Annotated in this window: 23 protein-coding genes and 1 tRNA gene; 14 read left to right on the top strand and 10 right to left on the bottom strand. The window is 34.0% G+C overall.

The genetic code is table 11. The features are described from left to right. Positions 1 to 64 precede the first annotated feature (64 nt). From ribE to BKH45_RS05235, 3 genes are all read left to right on the top strand, one after another. Positions 65 to 685: a riboflavin synthase gene (gene ribE, locus BKH45_RS05245; protein WP_095274435.1), complete on the top strand. Its 621-nt coding sequence runs from the start codon at positions 65 to 67 to the stop codon at positions 683 to 685. Continuing rightward, the gene (locus tag BKH45_RS05240; protein WP_095274434.1) at positions 685 to 966 is read left to right on the top strand and encodes an EscU/YscU/HrcU family type III secretion system export apparatus switch protein; all 282 of its coding nucleotides are present in this window, start codon (positions 685 to 687) and stop codon (positions 964 to 966) included. Before ribE ends, BKH45_RS05240 begins: the two co-directional genes overlap by 1 nt. Before the next feature lie 139 nt (positions 967 to 1,105). Further along, positions 1,106 to 1,870 carry a methylenetetrahydrofolate reductase gene (locus tag BKH45_RS05235; RefSeq protein WP_095274433.1) on the top strand — a complete coding sequence of 255 codons (765 nt, stop codon included), beginning with the start codon at positions 1,106 to 1,108 and terminating at the stop codon, positions 1,868 to 1,870. Here the strand turns inward: BKH45_RS05235 and BKH45_RS05230 are convergent. From BKH45_RS05230 to glmU, 7 genes are all read right to left on the bottom strand, one after another. Next, a complete protein-coding gene (locus BKH45_RS05230; RefSeq protein ID WP_095274432.1) occupies positions 1,867 to 2,373 on the bottom strand; it encodes a chemotaxis protein CheW in 507 nt (168 codons plus the stop codon). The two genes, BKH45_RS05235 and BKH45_RS05230, sit on opposite strands and share 4 nt — an antisense overlap. Beyond that, positions 2,366 to 4,735: a chemotaxis protein CheW gene (locus tag BKH45_RS05225; protein WP_095274431.1), complete on the bottom strand. Its 2,370-nt coding sequence runs from the start codon at positions 4,733 to 4,735 to the stop codon at positions 2,366 to 2,368. The genes BKH45_RS05230 and BKH45_RS05225 overlap by 8 nt, the downstream gene beginning before the upstream one ends. A 76-nt stretch (positions 4,736 to 4,811) precedes the next feature. Next, the gene (locus BKH45_RS05220) at positions 4,812 to 5,747 is read right to left on the bottom strand and encodes a chemotaxis protein (RefSeq protein ID WP_095274430.1); all 936 of its coding nucleotides are present in this window, start codon (positions 5,745 to 5,747) and stop codon (positions 4,812 to 4,814) included. Positions 5,748 to 5,763: 16 nt separating this feature from the next. Next, positions 5,764 to 6,492: a metallophosphoesterase gene (locus BKH45_RS05215; RefSeq protein ID WP_180675648.1), complete on the bottom strand. Its 729-nt coding sequence runs from the start codon at positions 6,490 to 6,492 to the stop codon at positions 5,764 to 5,766. A 1-nt stretch (position 6,493) separates the two neighbouring features. Beyond that, positions 6,494 to 7,498 (bottom strand): N-acetyl-gamma-glutamyl-phosphate reductase, encoded by a 1,005-nt coding sequence (gene argC, locus BKH45_RS05210; protein ID WP_095274428.1) that lies wholly within the window; start codon positions 7,496 to 7,498, stop codon positions 6,494 to 6,496. Further along, positions 7,495 to 7,740: a sulfur carrier protein ThiS gene (gene thiS / locus BKH45_RS05205; RefSeq protein ID WP_095274427.1), complete on the bottom strand. Its 246-nt coding sequence runs from the start codon at positions 7,738 to 7,740 to the stop codon at positions 7,495 to 7,497. Before thiS ends, argC begins: the two co-directional genes overlap by 4 nt. A gap of 189 nt (positions 7,741 to 7,929) precedes the next feature. Beyond that, on the bottom strand, positions 7,930 to 9,255 hold the full coding sequence (gene glmU / locus BKH45_RS05200) for a bifunctional UDP-N-acetylglucosamine diphosphorylase/glucosamine-1-phosphate N-acetyltransferase GlmU (protein ID WP_095274426.1): 1,326 nt from the start codon (positions 9,253 to 9,255) through the stop codon (positions 7,930 to 7,932). Between the two features lie 89 nt (positions 9,256 to 9,344). Here glmU and fliP point away from each other — a divergent pair, with 89 nt between their 5' ends. Continuing rightward, the gene (fliP, locus tag BKH45_RS05195) at positions 9,345 to 10,088 is read left to right on the top strand and encodes a flagellar type III secretion system pore protein FliP (RefSeq protein ID WP_095274425.1); all 744 of its coding nucleotides are present in this window, start codon (positions 9,345 to 9,347) and stop codon (positions 10,086 to 10,088) included. Between the two features lie 353 nt (positions 10,089 to 10,441). On the opposite strand, the gene BKH45_RS05190 is transcribed toward fliP, so the two are convergent. Both BKH45_RS05190 and BKH45_RS05185 read right to left on the bottom strand, forming a co-directional pair. Further along, positions 10,442 to 10,518 (bottom strand) — tRNA-Ile (locus tag BKH45_RS05190). Continuing rightward, positions 10,480 to 11,631 (bottom strand): FtsW/RodA/SpoVE family cell cycle protein, encoded by a 1,152-nt coding sequence (locus BKH45_RS05185; RefSeq protein ID WP_180675660.1) that lies wholly within the window; start codon positions 11,629 to 11,631, stop codon positions 10,480 to 10,482. The genes BKH45_RS05190 and BKH45_RS05185 overlap by 39 nt, the downstream gene beginning before the upstream one ends. Before the next feature lie 61 nt (positions 11,632 to 11,692). On the opposite strand from BKH45_RS05185, the gene BKH45_RS05180 reads away from it, so the two are divergent. From BKH45_RS05180 to BKH45_RS05135, 10 genes are read left to right on the top strand one after another with little or no spacing between them, the layout of a single operon-like run. Further along, positions 11,693 to 12,673, top strand: a complete 981-nt coding sequence (locus tag BKH45_RS05180; protein WP_095274424.1) for an RluA family pseudouridine synthase — start codon at positions 11,693 to 11,695, stop codon at positions 12,671 to 12,673. Then, positions 12,624 to 13,883, top strand: coding sequence for a fibronectin type III domain-containing protein (locus BKH45_RS05175; protein WP_095274423.1), 1,260 nt, complete (start codon positions 12,624 to 12,626; stop codon positions 13,881 to 13,883). The genes BKH45_RS05180 and BKH45_RS05175 overlap by 50 nt, the downstream gene beginning before the upstream one ends. 3 nt (positions 13,884 to 13,886) lie before the next feature. Continuing rightward, positions 13,887 to 15,053, top strand: coding sequence for a tRNA (guanosine(46)-N7)-methyltransferase TrmB (gene trmB / locus BKH45_RS05170; protein WP_095274422.1), 1,167 nt, complete (start codon positions 13,887 to 13,889; stop codon positions 15,051 to 15,053). Further along, positions 15,050 to 15,721, top strand: a complete 672-nt coding sequence (locus BKH45_RS05165) for an ABC transporter ATP-binding protein (RefSeq protein WP_095274421.1) — start codon at positions 15,050 to 15,052, stop codon at positions 15,719 to 15,721. Before trmB ends, BKH45_RS05165 begins: the two co-directional genes overlap by 4 nt. Then, a complete protein-coding gene (locus BKH45_RS05160; RefSeq protein ID WP_095274420.1) occupies positions 15,708 to 16,517 on the top strand; it encodes an FtsX-like permease family protein in 810 nt (269 codons plus the stop codon). The genes BKH45_RS05165 and BKH45_RS05160 overlap by 14 nt, the downstream gene beginning before the upstream one ends. Next, positions 16,518 to 17,780 (top strand): peptidoglycan DD-metalloendopeptidase family protein, encoded by a 1,263-nt coding sequence (locus tag BKH45_RS05155; RefSeq protein ID WP_257874500.1) that lies wholly within the window; start codon positions 16,518 to 16,520, stop codon positions 17,778 to 17,780. A gap of 54 nt (positions 17,781 to 17,834) precedes the next feature. Continuing rightward, a complete protein-coding gene (locus BKH45_RS05150; protein ID WP_343286793.1) occupies positions 17,835 to 18,230 on the top strand; it encodes a FlaG family protein in 396 nt (131 codons plus the stop codon). Positions 18,231 to 18,256: 26 nt separating this feature from the next. Beyond that, complete coding sequence (gene fliD / locus BKH45_RS05145; RefSeq protein ID WP_095274419.1) at positions 18,257 to 20,296, top strand: flagellar filament capping protein FliD; 2,040 nt, start codon at positions 18,257 to 18,259, stop codon at positions 20,294 to 20,296. Between the two features lie 21 nt (positions 20,297 to 20,317). After that, positions 20,318 to 20,701 carry a flagellar export chaperone FliS gene (fliS, locus tag BKH45_RS05140; protein ID WP_095274418.1) on the top strand — a complete coding sequence of 128 codons (384 nt, stop codon included), beginning with the start codon at positions 20,318 to 20,320 and terminating at the stop codon, positions 20,699 to 20,701. Then, entirely contained in the window at positions 20,685 to 20,906 is a 222-nt protein-coding gene (locus BKH45_RS05135) for a hypothetical protein (RefSeq protein ID WP_095274417.1), read from the top strand. Before fliS ends, BKH45_RS05135 begins: the two co-directional genes overlap by 17 nt. Positions 20,907 to 21,616: 710 nt before the next feature. On the opposite strand, the gene BKH45_RS08835 is transcribed toward BKH45_RS05135, so the two are convergent. Then, the coding region (locus BKH45_RS08835; protein ID WP_180675646.1) for a hypothetical protein at positions 21,617 to 22,096 on the bottom strand (480 nt) is incomplete at its 5' end.

Genomic DNA, 22,096 nt, shown 5'->3' with positions numbered 1-22,096 from the left:
CTTAAAATATTATTTTAGTCAAAAAATTTCAGTATTTGACAACAGAGAGTAAAAAGGATTTTATTTGTTTAGCGGGCTTGTGCGTGAAATTGCAAAAGTGAAAAAATTTCAGAACAATATCTTATCTCTACAGGCTTCTTATAAGCCTCAAATTGGGGATAGCATATCTGTTAATGGAGCTTGCCTTACTGTAGTGAAGAATCATCAAGATGGTTTTGATGTTGAGCTTAGCAAACACACACAAAAACACGTTGCTTTGGAAAATTATCAAGGGTTCATACATATAGAACCTGCGCTATTGGCAAACTCTAGATTTGATGGGCATTTTGTCCAAGGGCATATTGATGGGATTGGGGTTATTCAAAATATTGTTTCAAAAATAAATCAAACTGATTTCATAATTCATGCTTCTAAGGAGGTCTTAGATCTTGTCATTCCTCAAGGTTGTATTGCAGTAGATGGGATAAGTCTTACAGTATCTGATATTTTTCATAATGGTTTCAAACTCACGCTTATTCCCTATACAATGGAACACACTTTGTTTGGTTCTTACAAACTTCACAGAAGGGTCAATATTGAAACAGATGTTTTAGTAAGAAGTGTTGCGCATATTCTTAAAAAACGAGACAAAGATCTTGATTTAAAATCATGGAAAGAAATTGACTCTATTTTGTTGGGTTATTGATGAAGAATAAAACTCTCAAAGCAGCTGCACTTGCTTATAACAGACAAATAGATACCCCTCCAAAAATACTTGCTTCAGGAGTTGGAGAAGTGGCAAAAAATATCATTGCTAAAGCAAAAGAATTTGATGTACCGCTTTTTGCTAATCCGGTTTTGGCAGATTCTCTAACGAATATAACTATTGATGATTGTATTCCTGAAGAGCTTTATCATGGAATTACAGAGATATTTATTTGGCTAGAAAATACGCAGCAAGTTTGTCAATTAAGCAAAGAAGAATAAAACTTCTTAAAGCAGACTTGGACTTGATGGCATAATTTGGACAATTACACAATCACAATAAATAAAGATTTAGATTCAAAAGTATAAAATCTGAATTTATTTTATAAATATCAGCAAGTTTATTTTAAAAAGAGAAAAAATGTTAAGCATGGAATTTATCCCCAAGCAAAAAGATCAGGATTTTGAGATGATAGCCAAATGGCTTGATAAAATTCATTTAGATTTTATCATCATTCCTGATAGCCCCAATCTAAAATCTACGCCGGAAGCCTCTATAGTAGCCCTAATTTTTGAAAAAAAATTAGGCATTCAGTTTATTCCAAGTATTGCAGGTTCAGGTAGAAGAGAAGAAAGAATAGAGAGTCTTTTGCTTGGGTTGAAATATTCAAATATCTTCAATGTAGCTGTTGTTGGAGGGGATTGTTCCGGGATGGGGGAAATAGATGGAGTGGGACTGGCAAAAAAAGCAAAAAACATATTAGGAGAGGAAAGTTTAATCATTTGTGGGAGTAAGGGGACAATTGATTTGGCAAATAAAAAAAATTTAGAAGCAAAAATTTCTAATGGCGCAAACCTCATTATCACTCAGCCTATTTTTCACCCAAAAACAGCGCAAAAATTCTTGAAAGATTTTGAAGATGTGGCTAAGGGAAGTAAAGTAGAGGCAATGATAGGGTTTTTTCCTATCTATGAAGAAAGGTTTTGTATTCAAATTAGAGAGAATAATTTAGGTTTTGATATTCCCTTAGGTTATCAAAAAGATATTGCAAAAAATCCTTTTGAGAGTAATTTGAAACTTTATGAAGAGATGAAAGCCATTTGCCCCCATATCCACATCTCCGGAGCAAAAAACAATTTCTTAAATAATTTTATTTCGTTTTTGCCTTCTTCAAAGGACTTTTAAAAATCTCTTTTTAAAAGCGTCTCTATTTTAAGAATTGTAACAAGCTTATCTTCTCTTTTGCCTACTCCATATACAGGATTATCTTGTTCGACAAGAGTTTCAGGGACCGGATCAATATCAGAATTTTTGATTCGAATTGCCTCTGTGAGTTTATCAATTACAAATCCGGCAATTTCATCATGATGACGCACAACAAGGTAACGAGTATCTTTGTCTTGTTTAGCAGCAGGGATTCCAAACTTAAGTCGCAAATTAATCAAAGGAAATACATTCCCTCTCAGATTAAACACTCCCAAAACATAGTTTGGAGTCCCGGGAACTCTTGTGTATTCTATAGGTTTAACAATCTCAATCACATTTAAAATAGGCACTGCAAATTCTTCATTACCTACAATAAATCCAATAACTTGTAAAATATCTTCAATTTCTTCTTGTTTGTTGATGCGTGTATTATTTTCTTTTTGCTTGTTAAAAATTTCTTTGAGTGTTTTGTTATCATTCATTGCCGGCTCCGGTTAGATTCAATTTTATATTTCTTTTGACGACGTTAGCAAGATATTCAGGAGTATAGGGTTTGGTGATATATTCAGTCATGCCTGATTCAACGCCCAACATACGATCTGTTTTTCTTTTTCGACTTGTAACGGCGATGAGGGGTAAGTTTTTAAATTTATTGTATTTTCTGACTTCTGTTGCAAAAGTATAGCCATCCATTCGAGGCATTTCTATATCAACAAGCACTGCATCAGGAGTTTTGTCGCTATTTTTTATAATTTCAAGCCCTTCGACCCCATTAGAAGCTTCTAAAACAGTAACTCCTAAGGGTTTAAGACATTTTTTCATAATGGCTCGATCGGTATTGCTATCATCAATAGCAAGAATAATATAATCACTGGGAGAATTTTTGATTTTAGAAGATTCAGCTTCATCTAAAAGTTTATTAATGCTTATTTTGATGCTTTTTGCCATTTCCATCATTGCAGCTACGTCCATAATTAATGTAATTTTTCCATCACCCCTCACAGTAGCTCCTGCTATTCCGGGAGTATTTTTGAGATAATAACCTAGAGATTTGATAACGACTTCTTCTTGTCCTATTAAATAATCTACAATTACACCAATTTTTTGGTCAGCAAGACCTATAATCACCACATAAACTTCTTTAGTGGGTTCAAGGACAGAATTTACTTTAAAAATATCTGCAAGACGCACAAGCGAAAGCACTTCATCGCGAAGTCTTAAGACGCTTTTTCCATCAACGGTATAAATTTCATCCTGAGTGACACGCACTGTTTCAAGAACCGAAGAAAGCGGGATAGCATAGTATTCTTCTTGCACGCCTACAAGCAAAGCTTGAATAATTGCAAGAGTGAGAGGGATTTTGAGTTTTTCTGTAGTGCCTTTGCCCTTTTCAGATTCTATTTCAATAATACCATTGAGTTTTTCGATATTTGTTTTGACTACATCCATGCCTACACCTCTTCCTGAGACATTAGAAATAACTTTTGCAGTGGAAAAACCCGGCTTAAAAATAATCCCAAATGCTTCTTTATCACTCATCCCATCAGCTTCTCTTTCTGTGATAATTCCTTTTTCAATAGCTTTTTGTTTGAGCATGTCCGGGTCAAGACCTTTCCCGTCATCAGCAATTTCAATGACAATATGATTGCCTTCGTTATAGGCTTTGAGTTCGACTTTTCCGGTCTCTTCTTTGCCTATGATATTTCTTTCTTCAGGGGTTTCAATACCATGATCACAAGAATTTCGAATGATGTGGATAAGAGGATCTCCAATTTCTTCGACGATAGATTTATCCAGTTCTGTTTCTTCACCTGTGATAACCAAATCAATACTTTTACCAAGTTCTCTGGATAAGTCCCTCACCATTCTTGGAAATTTGTTAAATACTTTTCCTATGGGTTGCATTCTTGTTTTCATTACAGCAAGTTGCAAATCAGTTGTAACCGTTGAAATAGAAGAAACAACTTGGTTGAGTTCTTCTAAAAATCTTTCACCATCAAATCTCTCTTCTACATCGCCATAAATTCGGATCAATCTATTTTTGCCAAGAACAAGCTCACCAATAAGATTCATCAAATGATCCAAGCGACGCACATCAACACGGACGGTTTGTTCTACATTTGTTGATGGAGTTTTATTCTCAGTTGTTTTAGGGGGTTGAGTATTTTTGAGGAGTGAGTTAGGAGACTCTTGTTTTGGAGAAGGTGTTTTTGTCAAGTTATCTTGATTTTTCTTTTGAGCACGTTTTTGTTTATCGGCTGCTTGACGCTTTTGGAGAAGTCTTTGGATTTCTGCTTCGACTTCTTCAGAACTCATATGCTCATAGTCTTTATCCGGTTCATCTGCTAAGGGATTTTCCGGATTTGTTGGTGTTGCCGGATGGGAGGAAGAGGTTTTTTGTTCTATTGATTTTTTTTGATCTGCGTGTTGGTTTTTGAATGGGACTTGGTCTTTTTCATTTGAAATTGCTTGGAGTTTTTTTACTGCATCTGAGATATTAATATTTGTATTAGAATCCGTTCCTGTGTCTCTAATAGTTATTAATAGAGATTTCATTAAGTCAATTGATTCTAAGATGATATCCATAATATCCGGAGTGAGTTTGATTTCACTTTTTCTGGCTTTGTTGAGGACATCTTCCATGTTGTGTGTCAAGCGAGTGAGTGTACCAAAATTCAAAAACGATCCTGATCCCTTGATAGTATGAGCGACTCTAAAAATACGATTGAGGAGTTCTAGATCTTGAGGGTTATTTTCAAGCTCAACCAAGTCTTGATCAAGTTGCTCGACCATTTCAAATGCTTCAATCAAAAAATCCTCCATTATTTCTTGCATATCATCCATCTTGTTACCTCTTTTTTATTTTAAAATTAATTAATAAATTTCTATATATTTTACAATCTTTTCTATAAATTTTCATTTAGCTTAGAATTTTTGAAATTTCATCATAAAATTTATCTGTATCAAATTTAACTAAATAAGCTTTAGCTCCTAATTCTTTTGCTTTTTGCGCACTGTATTTATCACAAATAGAGGAATTGAAAATAACAGGAATATTATAAAATCTTTTGTCATTATGGATTTGTGATAAAAAATGAAATCCATCCATTTTGGGCATTTCTACATCAGAAATAATTAATCTGAGATGGTGAGGGAGGGATTCTTGAAATTTTTCATACAATTTTTCTAATTTGAGAATACCATCTTGCCCATCCATAGCTTCTACAATTTCAAAGCCCATATCCGTAAGATTTTTTGCGATGAGATTTCTGGCAGAAGTGCTATCTTCTAAGAATAAAACAATGCCATTGAATTTGCTTTTTACAGAAGGAGTTGTTTGTTTTTTATTGTTCTCTTCAGTGAGGTTCAAATCAGCAGCAATACTTTCTAAATCAAGAATTAAAAGCGTTTTACCTTCTTCAACTTGCGTAACTCCGGTAATTTTTTCTCTTGAGGTTGTGTTTGAAAAATTAAAATGGGCAGGTTGTATATTTTGCCAGCTAATGCGTCTGATGCGTTTTACACAATCGACCATAAAACCTATTTGAATATGATTGATTTGGGCAATAATGATATTTTTTTCTTTGTTGGAAGGATAAGTGGAGATACCAATCCATTTGCAAAGATCAACCAAAGGGATTAATGTTGATCTCAAATCAAAGACACCTGTGATATAATCAGGGCTTGCAGGGATCTCGAAAATTTCAGGCATTTTGATAATTTCTTGAACTTTAGCGACATTGATACCATAAATACCTTCATAAAGACGATTATCCCTAGTTTCAAAAATCCTAAAATCAATAAGCTCAATTTCGTTTGCATTTAATTGATGCTTTTGGAGATGATCTTTTGCCAAAATATTTCCTCATTGCTTATAGATATGATTGTATAACAAAACTACTTTCTTGGCAATAAAAAGAAGGTAGCGAAAAATATCTTTGAGTGTTTTGTCCAATATGAAAATGTCCCTCTATAATCCCATAAGGAGCGTGTAAATGATTTTTTGCCGCAAATTCAGTATATTTTTGAATTCTTTTTTTGCTAAAAATATCAAATTGTTCGTGATTAAATTTTAATTGAGAAATATTTTTTTTGTGAATCTTTTTTGCGAAGATGTGATAAATGCCCCCAAAGCTTAGTCGATCGATTATTTTTAAAAAACTTAAAAAAAAAGGGTTGGTCAGTGTGTTGATATAGATTTCATATTTTTTACTCAAGAAAATATCCCCATGAGCAAGTAAAAAGTATTTGTTTTCTTGGGTGAATAATGCAGGTTGCAGGGTGCGTGGGTATATTTTCACATTTGGCAACAAATAGCTATCAATCCCAAAATCATGATTGCCTTCAAAATAAAATGTTTCGCATTTTTGGGATAACTCACAAATCAAAGCAAGAAGAGGTTGATTATCTTTCTGACTGGAAGGGACATGCCCTACTAACAGATGAAAAATATCTCCCATAAAAAAAACTTGTGGAGGTGGGGAAAATATGAGATTTTTCAATAATTGAGGGAGTCTTTCATCGCCATTAATATAGTGAGCATCAGCGATAAATAAAGCTCCATCTTTGATTATAGGGATATTAGAGAGTGAATTTTTCATTTTAGCCAATTTTTGGGATGGAGAGATTTTCATCCAAATGACACATTAAATTAGCATTGACAACCCCTTGAGAGCTTGCTCCTCTTAAGAGATTATCTATGGCTGTGTTGATATAAATATCTTTTCCTCTGCATTTGGCAAAAATATCACAAAAATTACTTCCACGTACACTATGAACATCTGCAGGAATATCTCTAATTCTAATAAATGCCTCATTTTCATAGCATTTTTTTAGAATTTCAAGGGGATCTATGGTTTGTTTGAGTGTAGCAAAAATACTTACAAGCATTCCTTGCGTAAAAGGGACAAGATGGGGTACGAAATTGACTTTTACGGGCTTATTGCCCAAAATAGCGCATTTTTCTTCTATTTCGATTTGATGACGGTGTTGGAATGGAGAATAACTGAAAATATTTTCGTTGATTGTGGGGTAATGAGTATTTTGGGTGAGTTGTTTGCCTGCTCCGCTAACCCCACTTTTGGCATCTACAAATATACTGGAGTTTTCCAAATAAGGCAAAAAGGGTATAAGCCCCAGTAAAGTAGCCGTAGGGTAACAACCGGGATTTGCTACTAAAGAGGCTTTTTTGATTTTTTCTCTTGTGTATTCTACTAATCCATAAACAGCCTTAGAGAGATTTTGTGTATCTGTATGCAAGGTTGCATAGTGGGATTCGTAATTTTTTTGTTCCAATCGATAATCAGCTGATAAATCCACTACTTTAACTCCGCAAGCAAGAAGTTCTTTGGCAAAACTCATGGCATTTTTGTGTGGCAAGGCAAGGAAAACTAAAGAACATTTTTTTGAAGCTTCTTTGGGGTTAGCTTTTTGAATTTTTAAGTCAAAAACTCCCTTAAGGGCAGGATGAATATCACAAAGATATTGCTCGCCTTGAGAATTTGCCACATAATTGATTTCAAAAACAGGATGATTTAAGAGTATTTTTATCAACTCTAACCCCGTGTAGCCACTTACTCCAATAATTCCTACAGGGATTTTATTCATATTTTTTCTTTTAAATGATGGTATAAAATTATAGATGAGATTTCTCCCCCGCCCATAAATTGTAAAAATTCTATTTTGTCTCCCTCTTTGGGGAAAGTGCTATGCCATTCTTGTTTTTTAACTACAAGCGAATTCAAAGCTACTGCAACGACTTTTGCTTCAATGCCAAGTGCATCAAGGATGGCTTGTATGCTAAGAGAAGTTCTGAATTCTTGGGTTTGTCCATTGATGATTAATTTCATTTGAATTCTCCATGATCTATATTGACTAAAATATTTTTTATATCAAAATACAAATAATAGTAATTAAGTTTTGATATTTTCCTCAGGTTTATCACTAATTTTTTATTTTTAATGTTACAAAATTATAACCGATAATTGCCGGAAGTCTCATTGTATTGTAAAATTTTAGAAATTTTACAATGTATCTGATTATTTTTTAAACAAATTAAAAAATCGATAAAATCCCCCGGATTTATTCTCTTGTTTGATCCTGGAAACAACCAAATCTCCTTCTTTGGCATCTTTTGTCATGGTTGTCCCGCTTGCTATGAGGACATTAGATTGAATGTTTAGGGGAGCTATGAGTTGCGTATCACTACCCACAAAGACATTTTCTCCTATAATGGTTTTGTGCTTTTTTTTGCCATCATAATTGCAAGTAATCACGCCTGCTCCAATATTGCTACCCTTATCAATTTGGCAATCCCCCAAATAACTCAGATGCCCTGCCTTTACTCCTGTGAGTTTAGAGGCTTTGACTTCTACAAAATTGCCAATATGGGTATTGAATATTTGACAACCGGGTCGTATATGCGCCATAGGTCCTATATCGGAATTTTCAATCAAGCTATCCTCTATAACAGTATGGCTTTTAATTACAGAATTAACAATCTTAGATTTTCCACTAATACATACCCCCGGTTGGATATGGCATTGTCCTTCAAAAACTACATCTGCTTCCAGATATACAGTATGAGGGAGGTGTATTGTAACCCCTTGATTGATTGCTTGATTTCTTAAGCGTTCCAGCATAACATCTTCTGCTTGGGAAAGATGGAGTTTTGAATTGATACCCAGGAATGATTTTTCATCTACAAATACAGGAGTGATGTCTATTTTATCTTTTGAGGCAAGATCAATAATGTCTGTAAGATAAAATTCTTTTTGGGCATTGTCATTATGCAACTTCGGCAAATAAGTTTCCAGGATACTCTTATGGATTGCATAAACCCCTGCATTGGCTGTGGAAATAGTTTTAATAGACTCACAGGCATCTTTTTCTTCAATAATTTTTTGGACTTTTTGGTTCTCTACGATGACGCGTCCATACCCGCTTGGATTTTCAAGGGTGAAGACGCTAAGAGTAATAGGACTTATTGGTAAAAGTATTTTTTCAAGTTCTTCTTGAGTAATGAGGGGCATATCCCCGTTGAGAATAAGAATTTTATCATATTTTGTAGGGAATGGGGTTTGAGATGCCCCCATGAGCGCCCCACCGGTTCCGGGATAGCAATCATAATTTTGCAAATGAAAATTAATTTTATCCAAACAATCTTCAAATGCTTTTTGAGTGGTTTGAATAATCTTATCGTATTGATGAAAAACCACAATATGAATATCATCACTTATCTTTAGAGCTTCTTTTATAGAAAAAAATAGCATTTCTTTACCGCAAATTTTATGCAAGACTTTTGGGAGAGGTGATTTCATCCTTGTTCCTGCCCCTGCTGCTAAGATAATGACAGATACAGACATATTTATTTCCTTTGAGTCAATAATTTATAAAATTTTAACACAATTGTAGCTATATTACGGCTTTATTTTGAGTGAAAGTGGAGGTAGAGATGAGAGTGATATTTGCCATTATCATCGGGATTCTTGCAGGTGTTAGTCTGGGTTATGGAGCTGATGTTAGCATCCCTACAGTGAATCTTTCCCTCTCCGCGCCTTCATCGCCCAAACAGCTTGTTACGACATTAAATATTGTTGTTATTTTAACCTTATTAGTATTAGCACCTTCTTTGGTGCTTGTGATGACAAGTTTTACGCGTCTTATTATTGTTTTTTCATTTTTGCGCACTGCTTTAGGTACCCAGCAATCTCCTCCTACACAAATTTTAGTTTCTTTGGCATTGGTTTTGACATTTTTTATTATGGAGCCGGTAGCAAAAGAAGGCTATCATGCCGGTATCGAACCTTATATGTCTAATAAAATTTCTTATGATGTTGCTTTTGAAAAAACGGTTGCTCCATTTAAAAATTTTATGCTTAAAAATACGCGTGAAAAAGACTTGGCTTTATTTTTTAGAATTCGTAAATTGCCAAATCCTCAGACTATTGAAGATGTTCCTTTGAGTATTCTTGTGCCTGCGTTTATGATTAGTGAGTTAAAAACAGCTTTTCAGATAGGATTTTTATTGTATTTGCCTTTTTTGGTAATCGATATGGTGGTGAGTTCGATTTTGATGGCGATGGGTATGATGATGCTTCCTCCTGTGATGATTTCTTTGCCATTTAAAATATTAATTTTTGTACTTGTAGATGGATTTAATTTGTTGGTGGGGAATTTGGTGGCAAGTTTTAAATAGTTCATTAAATTTAGTTTATAAAACCAATGGTTTATGCCGGCTAAAGCATCACAAACTACTTATTTGTAGGTTTTATAGCAAATCTTGCCATTACACTCTAAGATAAATATTCCTTTTATCTATGTATTCGCGGGATATAATTATTAAAATAATTGAAGCCCTTTAAGCTTGAATGAGTTTATTTCTCTCTATGGCTACGTTATAATGATCCATACAAGCATACAGATCCAGCGTAGAATCATTATAAAATTATCCTTTCGTTTTTCTAAAGTACATGATTGTTTTTGAGGCTATTATGAGATTGAGATAGAGGAGATAAAATTTTTGATATTTTATAATGAGTTTTAAAACTTTGGTGGACCCTGCGGGATTCGAACCTGCGACCGATCGGTTATGAGCCGAGCGCTCTGACCAGCTGAGCTAAGGGTCCTTTTTTGTTGATGTTTTTAAAAGGGTTGGAATTATACTCAAAATTAAACCTAAAGGCAAGCAGGTTTTCTAAGATGGCAAAAAGGACCATAAAGGTAATAAAACTACTCCCTCCATAGCTAAAAATAGGCAAAGGAATACCTACTACAGGAGCTAATCCTATAGTCATTGCAATATTGACACCCATATAAAAAAATATAAGAATTGAAATTGCGCTTGCAACCACTCTCAAACGATAATCTTTGGAGTCTATAAAACAATATGAAAAAATATGCAAAATGAGTAATATATAAAGCCCTACAAGAATCATAGCGCCAACAAATCCAAAGCGTTCTACATAATAGGCAAAGATAAAATCACTTGTTGCAATTGGTAGGAATTTGAGTTGTGTTTGCGTTGAATCTTCTTTGGATTTACCAAAAATACCTCCTGAACCGATTGTAATGACAGATTGTCTGACGTGATAACTTGGCTTTTCAGAAATAAAATCGTTGATTCTTTTGCGTTGGTAATCATGGAGAGAGCCATAAATGAGTGGAGAAGCAACAAGAATAACAATCAAAATAAAAATCCAAATTTTATAATTTACCCCTATCAAAAACAAAACACTAAACCCCATCAACAAAACAACAAGCGCTGTCCCTAAATCAGGTTGTTTGAGTATAAGAAGGGTAGGGAGAATAATGTAAAAACTAATTTTTAAAAAATCTTTAAGATGATAGCCTTCTCTTGGGGGAGGATTATGATAGATAATATTGGCAAGCATTAAAATAATAGCAACTTTTACAGGTTCGCTGGGTTGAAATGAAAGTCCTGTACCCGGAATAACAATCCAGCGCTGAGCGCCAAGTTTGGTTGTCCCATAAATATCTACAGCTAAGAGTAAAAGAATGCAAAGCCAGTAAAAAACACTGATACTTTTCTCTAACTTTCTAAAAGGAATAAAAAAAATAATCCAAAATAATATAAAACCTGTTGCAATATAGATACTTTGCTTGATACTCATGCTTTGGCTAGCTTCATTGATAAGGAAAAAAGACATTGCCACAATTGGAAAAACAATTAAAAGCAATAAAAAATCAAAATGTGTTAAAATCCGCCTGTCAATCATCAAGGGTTTTGCCTTAGGTAGAATATTTTTAATAATTTTAACAAATTTAGGGTAGATATAGCAAATGAAGCAAGTATTTGAAGTTAAAAATTCGCATAAAAGGGTAGATGTCTTTTTGTCTCAAACCCTTGAAATTTCTAAAAGTCAAGCTCTACATTTGGTTAAAAGCTCTCTTGTTTGTATCAATCATATGGTTTGCAAAAAAGGTGGGGAAAGCCTTAAAATTGGAGATAAGGTGATGATTCTTGCTCCCCCTGTTATTCCTTGTGAGAAACCTTCTGAAATACATAGGGATATCGCAATTATTTATGAAGATTCAGAAATTTTGCTACTCAATAAACCTCCCGGTCTTGTTGTCCATAGTGCCCCAAGCGTAAAGGAGGCTACATTGGTAGATTGGCTTAAAATGAAAGGTTTTTCATTATCAAGTTTAAGCGGGGAAGAGCGTTACGGGATTGTTCATAGGTTAGATAAACAAACAAGCGGAGCTATCATCATAGCCAAAACTAACCAAGCCCATGTCAAACTTTCCCAACAGCTTAAAAATAGAGAAATGGGGAGATATTATTTGGCTATCATTGATGGGATTATGCCCCAAAAAATGACGATAGAATGCCAAATAGGGAGACATCCGAAAAATCGTCTCAAAATGGCAAATCTTGATACTTTTAGGCACAAAAGATTGGTATCTCGATATTCTAAAAGTGATTTTATCCCGCTATTAGAGAGCAAAAATGGCAAATTCCAACTCATTGGGGCAAAACTTTATACAGGGAGGACACATCAGATTAGGGCACATTTGCAAACACTCTCAAAACATATTCTTGGGGATAGGCTTTATGGTTATGAATTGGATATGGATATTCGTATTATGTTGCATGCTTATTTGATATATTTTATACATCCTTTGACAGGAAAAAAGATGTTTTTTAAAGTTCCTGTTTTTGATGATATGTTAAAATTTTTAAATGATAATTTTGATAGGATAATTTTAGATGAAGTTACAAGAGAAGATTTCATTTTTCATTGTTTTGACACTTTTTAGTTTATTGGCAGGGTGCGCTTCCATGAATAATAATGTCTTATCGCTTTTTGGCGCAGAAGACAAGATAGATACTCATTTGCCTATCATTAAAAATATCCGAACAATTAATGATGTCAAATCTGTTGGATTTGAGTGGGAAAGTCTTGGTGATGATGATATTTCTTTGATTAATGGTTTTGTGCTTTATCGTGTGCAAAAAGGTGGGGGAATTAAAAAAATCGCTGTGATTAAAAATCCCTTAGCAACTCATTATTATGATAATGCCTTAGCCCCACAGACAAACTACACTTATCAAATCTCTACATTAGGCAAGAATGGGCATGTATCTCCAAGATCGCCTCTTATACAAGTCAAAACTTCATTTATCGATCCTGTTGAGAGTGTTTTTGCTACTCAAAAGTATCCCAAAGAAATAAAAATTATCTGGAGTCCCCACCCCAATCCCAGTATTTCCAGATATATTATCCAAAGACAAAACCAAAAGGGTGAATTTTTGAATATCGGCGTGGTTAAAAATCGCCTTTATGTGGAATATTTTGACAAGGATTTAGAAGATGGCAAAGAATATAAGTATCGTGTGATTGCAGAGAGTTTTGAAGGGGCAAAATCTTTGCCCAGTGTTGTTGGCATTGGAAAAACAAAATCCAGACCTCTCCCTCTTTTGGGACTCAAGGTAAGCACAAATTTAGCCAGAGAAATTCAGATTTATTGGGATAAATCTCCACAAAAAGATGTCATTAAGTATAAAATCTATGCCGGCGCTTCTCCCAAAGATCATTTTAAACTCATTGGGGAGACAACTCAAACAACCTACACAGATAAAATAAACACAGATGGTATCCAAAAATTTTATAAAGTTGTTCCTGTTGATAAAACAGGTATCCAAGGAGAGTTGCCTTTGGTTGCCCTAGAAGGGAGTACTCTAGGCAAACCCCCCACACCTGTTATCTTAAAAGGAGTGGTTGTGAAAGGAGAAGGGATTATTCAATGGCAAAAGATCTCCAATCCTGCTATCAAAAGTTATGCTATTTATCGCTATGAAGATGGTTTTTCTTCCAAACCTCTTCGTTTTAGAGATATTGTTAAAAATGAATTTATTGACAAAGAAATGAAAAAAGGCAAGGTCTATCACTATCAAGTTGTCAGCGTTGATAAAAATGGTTTAGAGTCTTTGCCAAGCAAAGAAGTCAAGCTTCTTGTTAATGAGTAGTTGATGCCTCATTTTTTAGCTCAAGATATTTTTTTAGGAGAGTTGCCTTTTTGTGATGGGGGGTATGAGATTTTGTATGAAGCATTTAGTTTGAAAAATCCCAAAGAGAGTCTCATCAGGGTTTCTTACCAAGCCAATGATTTTTTTGTGAGAAAAATTTCTCGAGACAAAGATATTTTACTCAAAGCTGAGAAAATTACCAAACCAAACCCAATCGGGATTTTGAAAGGTGCTCTTCGTGTGCTGTCAAAAAAGGCTAATGTTATTTGTCATAATCTTAATAATGATTCTCCAAAACAAACACTTCAAAGTAAATTTTTTCTCAAGTCTCAAGAAATTTCAGAGCTTAAACTCAAAGATTTTCAGATTGAGATTGGTTTTGGATCCGGAAGGCATTTGTTAAAAATGGCCCAAGATAATCCAAAACAAATTTATATTGGTATTGAAATACACACACCCTCTATTGAGCAGATTTTGAGACAAATTGAGTTGTCCGGATTAACAAATGTTTATATCGTTTGTGCAGATGCAAGGATTTTGCTTGAGATTTTGCCTCCCAATGAGTGCGAGGCTATTTATGTGCATTTTCCTATTCCTTGGAGCAAGAAGCCTCATCGCCGAGTTTTAAATCCCAGATTTCTCATGCAAGCTAATAGAGTGTTGAAAAAAAACGCTTCATTAGAGCTTAGAACTGATGATGAAGAGTATTTTGAAGATGCCCTCAAGATGGCTTTGAGTTTTCAAAACGCTTGTGTGAGTATTTCTAAAAATCTATCCACGGAAGTGGTGAGCAAATATGAGGCGCGCTGGCAAAAACAGCAAAAAGATATTTTTGATTTAAAAATTTTTTCATTACAAGAAAATCAATCGGATTACAAAATAGAGTATGATTTTAAATTTGATTTTTTAGATCTCAAAAATTTATGTTTTCCTTATCGGCAACAAAAAATAGTCAAAAAAGATTATTTTTTGCATATTTATGATGTTTTTAAAGTTCGTGAAGAAAAAATTATTTTGTTGATAAGTTTGGGGGATTTTCATTGGCCTATCAATAAAATAATTATTTTTGATATGAAAGGGGGGCACTATTTTGGGGGTAATCCTTTGGCAAGTATTGCTAATATCAAGGCACATCAAGAATTATTAAAAATATTAGCGGAGGTTAAATGAGCATTATTATTCGAGCAAAAAACTTACATTTAGCTTATAAAAAAGAAGAGCCCATTATTAGAGATGCTAATTTTGAGATTAAACGCAAAGATTTTGTATTTGTTTCAGGGGCTAGCGGGAGTGGTAAAAGCACACTTTTAAAATCGTTATATGGGAATTTATCGATTTTTGGGGGAACTTTGGAAGTTTGTAATATCAATATTGCACAAGCAGGCAAAAGGCTTATTAATGAACTACGTCGTAATATTGGCATTGTATTTCAAGATTATAAATTGATTGAAGAATGGACGGTAGAGAAAAATATACGTTTGCCTATGGTAATTAGTGGGTATAAAAAAGAAATTTGTGATTCTCAAGTGGAAAAACTTCTTTCGCATGTTGATTTGCTTTATAAGTCCAATCGTTACCCCCTTGAACTCAGTGGAGGAGAACAGCAAAGAGTGGCAATGGCAAGGGCTATTTCTCATAGACCTTTGTTGATATTAGCTGATGAACCTACAGGAAATTTAGATGATTATTCCAGTGATATGATTTGGAGTTTGTTAAAAAGCGCTAATGAACAATTAGATGCAACTGTTGTGGTGGTAACCCATAGAATTCCGGATCGTCTCAATATCCATTACAGGAAACTCAATATCATAGATGGAGAAGTGTATGAATACTCTTAAAAGACATTTTTCATTGATTGTGCCTTTGTTGGCATTGCTTTTTAGTCTGCAGAGTATTGTTTTGGTTAATCGTGCCATATCCATTAAAGAGGATAGACTCTCTCAAAGTTATTCAATATTGTTAGCTAGCAATCAGAAATTAAGTTTTGATTTTATAGCCAAAAATATCAAAGAATCTAAAGGTCTTTCGTTGATTAACCCTGATTTTTTGCTCGAACGAATCAAACAAAATATAACAGAGGCTAATATTGCTGATATTAAAAAAGATCTCCCTTTTTTCTATTCGCTTAAACTTTCGATTTTTCCTGATCAAAAAAGACTTCAAGCTATTAATCAAACCCTCCTTAAAATACCCGGAGTTACCAAAGTAGAAGCTTTTAGCAAAACACATAACCAAGTCTATAGACTTTTATTTTTGATTAAAATCAATGTTTGGATTTTTGCTTCACTCATTACAATTTTATCTGTTTTGCTAATTATTAGGCAAATTCAAATTTGGCGTTTTGAGCATAGCAGGCGAATGGAGATTATGGGATTTTTGGGGGCATCTGTTTGGATTAAGAATAAAGTATTATTTCAACTAGCCCTTATAGATTCTATTGTAACAAGTATTTGTATTAGTTTAGGGACTTTTTACTTGTCTTTGCAAGGTGGGTTCAAAGAAATGATTGCAGCTCTTGAAATACAAGGAGATATTTTTAGATTTGGTGAGGATTTTTTGATGCTTTTATGTGTCTCTATAGCTATTTGCGTGTTTTGTGTGTGGGCTGTCATCATTTCCCAAAGGAGATCTTAAGTGGGATTGTATCGATTTTTTTTAATTTTTGGAATTGCGATTTGTTTGCATGCAGCAGGGATTGAAGACATTAATAAAAATATTAGCACCAACCAAACTAAACTACAGAAAAAAAATCAAGAAAAAGCCACTATTAGCAATCTTCTAAATACGCTTGGAAATACGATCAACCAAAAACATACCCAAATCAAAGAACTTAACAAGCAAATTGAAGATGTCCAAAAAAATATCAACAAAAATCAATCTCAAAATTCTCTTCAAGAAAAAGAACTTCAAAACTACAAAAGTACTCTTGAAAATCTTGAAAAACAAAAGGTTAAGATTCAAGATGACATGACTAATATTTTGATTAAAGATATGGCATTTATTATGGTATTAAACCACCGAAGTCCTATTTCTCCGGATGATATTATCCTTCAAGAGATTTTTAAAACCCTCAATAAAGATTCCAAAAACAAAATGGAGCTTTTGAGTAAGCAAGAGGCTTCTATCAATACCCAAATTTCTCAAATTTCCCATAATATCAATAAAATTAGCTTATTTATCAATAACCAAAAAGATAAAAAACAAAAACTTCAAACCATGATTGGACAGCAAAAAAAACTGATGAGTAATTTAAAATCTGAATTGGAAGCTTATGATAAAAAACTCAAAGATATTGATAATGAAAGAAAAAGTCTTGATAGTATCCTCTCAAAATTAAACATTTTGAAACAAAATAAAGAAAAAGAGTTGTTGGCAAAAAAAGCTCAAGAAGAACAAGCCAAAAGGGCAAATCCAAAACTTAGCACAATTGACTCCAACCAATTGCAAGCCCCCCTTGATGTTAAACAAATGGCAAGCTCTTATCGAAGTATCTCAACAATGAAATACAAAGGGCAAAAGACAATTTCCCCTCTTTCAAGCTATGATGTAGAACAAAAATTTGGACCTTATTTTGACCCTGTTTATAAATTGAAAGTTTTTAATGAATCTGTAACTTTGGTTTCTAAGGTTCGCAATGCTGTTGTGAGAAATATTTTTGATGGGAAAGTAGTTTATGCCAAAGAAGTGCCCATTTTGAAAAAAGTAATTATCGTTGAACATGCAAATCAAATGCATACAATTTATTCTCAGTTGGATAAAATTGCCCCCACAATCAAGCCGGGGTTACGAATCAAAAAAGGTTATGTAATCGGCAGAGTAGAGCAAAAATTGGGTTTTGAAGTTACGCAAAAAGATAAACATATCGATCCGTTAGAAATAATTTCAAAAAGTAAATAAAAAAAAATTTCAAATAGACGATATTAGAAGTGGAGTTATATATGTTAGGAGGAAATGATGATAGATAATATACAAGGAAGTTCAGCTTCATCATTGCAAAATAAGTTAATTAGTCTTGCAAGTAATGCAGGCAGACCTATGAAAAATAATAGGAATGCTCAAATATCTTCAATGAAGCAAACTCAAGAAATAGATGCTTATCATGAAGGCATACGCCAAAATGATTTGAAACAAGAGTTAATAGCGCTTGGCAATGAGCTTAATAAAGAAATGAAACGGATTAATACAGACATAAATTTTAACTATAATGATGATATTCGAGGCTTAGTTGTTACAGTAAGGGAAGATAATGGAGATAAAATTATTCGTGAAATTCCTTCAAAAGAAGCCATTGAGCTTATGAAAAAAATGCACGATATTGTTGGGCTTATTTTTGACAAAAAAGGCTAATAGTGTTGCTTTTTAAGGAGTAGCTTGTGGCAATGGGCAAACTTAGCTCCCTGGGAATAGGGAGTAGTGTTTTAAATTATGATGTAATTGACAAATTAAAAAAGGCTGATGAGAAAACAATGGTTGCTCCCATTGATAAAAAAATGGAGCAAAATGTTGAAAAACAAAAAGAGCTTGTTGAAATAACAACATTAATCAGCAACCTGAAAGCCCCTGTTAAAAACCTCTCTGATTATTCACCTTATATTGCCAGAACAAGCAATGTTACAGGCGATGCTATCAAGGCAAGTGTTGGGGCAGGAGTGCCTATACAAGATATTAAAATTGATGTAGAAAGTATGGCACAAGGGGATATTAATGAAGTAGGGACTAAATTTTCTTCAAGAGATGATGCTTTCAGTAAGCGTGATATTAAACTCAAATTTTTTACAAATGGCAAAAATTATACCATTGACATTAAGGCCGGCATGAGTGTAGGAGATGTAGCTCAAGCAATTACAGATGCTACAAAAGGCGAGGTTACAGGCATCATTATGAAAACAGGAGGGGCGAACCCTTATCAATTAATGATCAACTCTAAAAATACAGGCGAAGATAGTCGTATTTATTTTGGATCTATTATCACTTCTAACCCTATTCCAAGCACTCCTATAAGTTTGGGAGAAGGTGATTTTGCCTTGAATATCAAAGATAAAAATGGCAACAATCAGACATTAAATATCATTTTTGATATGAAGGAGAATATGTCAGCTCAAGATAGAGCAGAAGCTTTAAAAAATGCTATCAAAGAGGCAATCAAAGACAATCCGGATACCAAAGATTTGCTGGATTCCGATATCAATATCGGGCTTACAGACAATGGTAAATCTCTAGTCTTCAACGATAGAAGAGGTTATGAAATTTCACTCAGTGGCAATAAAGTTGGCGCACTTGGTTTTGAGAGCATTCAATCCCAACAAGATAATCTTTTGGAGTCCAATGTAGCTGTCAAATCAGGGCATTTAGAGGGTATTATCAATATAGGATCAGTCCCCCTAAATCTATCCAAAATGACAAAAAAAGGCAATACAAGCGAACAAAACGCAAAGATTATTGCTGATGCTATAGAAAATATTGCAGGCATGCATGCTAAAACAGATGGGGCAGGTAAATTGATTCTTAATTCTGAAATAGGGGAGATGCGCATTACCCCCCAAGATGATGCAGGTAAGCAAGCCATTAAAGAGTTAGGGTTACAACAAGGATTGATACAAAATTATTCCAAAATTGAGAGTGAGGTTTTCAAATTTAAAAACCTTCAGAGTGCCTCTGATGCAAAATTTACCTATAATGGCGTGAGTATTAGGCGTCCAAGCAATGAGATTAATGATGTTATCAATGGCGTTTCCTTAAGTCTTCAAGGAACTACAGAGCCCGGTAAGCCTGCTATTATTAGTATCGGTAGAGATAATCAGGCTATTATTGATAATATCAAGGAATTTGTCAAAGCCTATAATGAACTTATCCCCAAATTAGATGAAGTAACGCGTTATGATCCGGAGACCAGGATTGCAGGTATTTTCAATGGAGTCGGGGATATTCGCATGATTCGATCAAGTATCAATAATCTTTTTTCTTATACGATGGGTGGAGGAGGTGATTTGCAGAGTTTGGTTAAGTATGGTTTGAGTATTGATGATAAATCCAAAATGATTTTAGATGAAGCCAAGCTTTCTAGCGCTATTAATGCCAATCCTCAGCAAGTCCAAGATTTTTTCTATGGCACAGATAAGAAAAATATCGAAGGGAAAGAAGTGCATCAAGATGGTGTTTTTGTACAATTGAATAAAGTTTTAGCAGGTTTGGTCGATGGTAGTAATGCAAAACTTAAAGTCTATGAAGATTCTCTGGATAGAGATGCTAAGAATCTAACCAAAGACAAAGAAAATGCGATGAATCTTTTAAAAACAAGGTATGACATTATGGCAGATAGATTTGCTGCTTATGATAATCAGATTGCCAAAGCAAACAATTCATTTAATGCAGTTCAAATGATGATAGACCAGTCAGTTGCCAAAAAGAAATAAGCTAAAATTTAAGGAAGTTGAATGCGAAGTGGAAATGCTTATAGTTTATACCAGCAAAATTCAGTTTCGGTTGAATCCCCTGCTAAATTGATTGAAATGCTTTATGAGGGCATTTTGAGATTTGCTTCGCAAGCACGCAGGCACATGGAAGCTCAAGACATTGAGAAAAAAATTTATTATATTAATCGTGCTACAGATATTTTCACTGAATTGTTAAACATACTTGATTATGAGAAAGGTGGGGAAGTGGCTACTTATTTGACAGGACTTTATACCCATCAAATCAAGCTATTGACTCAAGCAAATGTGGAAAACAATTCTCAAAAAGTTGAGATGGTTATTAATGTCGCTAAAGGATTGCTTGAGGCATGGAGAGAGATACATCAAAATGAATTGGGCAGATAGCCTTAAAATAGCTCTTCTGGAGAAAAATACTCAAAAAGCATATGAATTAATCACACACTTACCTGAAAAGTCTTTTAAAGACATGGAAGATCTTTTGGTTGCCCAAGAGTTGATTTCACAAACTATTGAGATGCTTGAGGGTGATCAAGAAAATCTCAAAAAACAAATGTTCCAAATCAAAATGGCAAAAAAATTTTTGGAGTAAATTTTTGCTCAAGAAGAGTTGTTTATCAAAATTTACATAGTTTAAATTTTTCACAAAACAATCAAGCTTTATTGTCCTTATCATAAAAATATATTTAAAGTTGATGGGTATTTTTGAGGTGGGTTGGAAGTTGGGTTTGCTTGAAGTCTGTGAAAAATATAATATCAGTGGATATATTGCATGGGAAAAACACAAACATTCTTAATCATCAATGATTTGGCAAAACTAAATTTATCAATGCCAAATGAGGTTATATAATTTAAAAGACTCTTTTTGCAAGCGATGTTATGGCTTTGTATAAAATTTTCTCCTCCCTCCCCAACTAGAAATTTAATAACCATGGACTTACAATGGGTAAAAACAGGAGGAGAATATCTATTTCTTGGAAATTCATCTCAAACTTACAAGCTTTTGTTTGCAAAACCTTTCCTAGCTTGCTTATCAAACTCATTAAAATAGTTTGTTTTAATCTATGGATTGCAACCTTTGATTTTATCTAACTTTAAATCAAACCTTATAATCAAGTTTTTAATCTATCTTTTTGGGTTTGTGAATGTTTTGAAGTTTGGTTAATTACTTTATTATTTGACTAAGAATCATTAAAGGAAGCTATCTAAATTTCTAAAAAGAGGCACTCTCCTTTTCTCTGAATTTCTTAAGGATCAAAGAGTCCTATGGGAAACCCCAAGAGGAATCTAAGATTAGCCTTTTTATTTGATCTCTTTCAAAGGAGCAATAGCATTTTTTCCTTGAAGGATACTAGCGACTTCATTAGCAGTTTTTTGATTTTGCAAAGCACCTTGCTGCGTCTTGAAAGTCCCCAAGAGATAGTTTTTGAATAAGACTTTGTTTGTTGTGCTTTGTGTATTGGGCACGTCTTTGTAAGTATATTCGATCACATAGGGATAATTTTTTAAGAGTTTTTCTTGATCGGGATTGAGGGCTGTTTTTTCCGGGATAGAATAAACTTCCAGATAATACCCTGCAGGGATTTTATTAGTTTGCTTGTTGCTAAAAGAAGGGGTTTTGGTGCCAGATGGATTGCGCAGCGCGGTATTTAAGCCTTTCTTCCCAAAAGCATACCTTCCCCCGATAGAAACAAGATAATTTTGTTGGTAATGAGTCCCTAAGAATCCTGCATCCACATCCGCATAAACTCTCCAATGATCTGTCAGGATAGAGTTGATCCC

Origin of the sequence: Helicobacter sp. 11S03491-1 (assembly GCF_002272835.1) — a bacterium.
Classification (GTDB): domain Bacteria; phylum Campylobacterota; class Campylobacteria; order Campylobacterales; family Helicobacteraceae; genus Helicobacter_J.
This window is presented reverse-complemented; position numbering and strand designations above follow the sequence as displayed.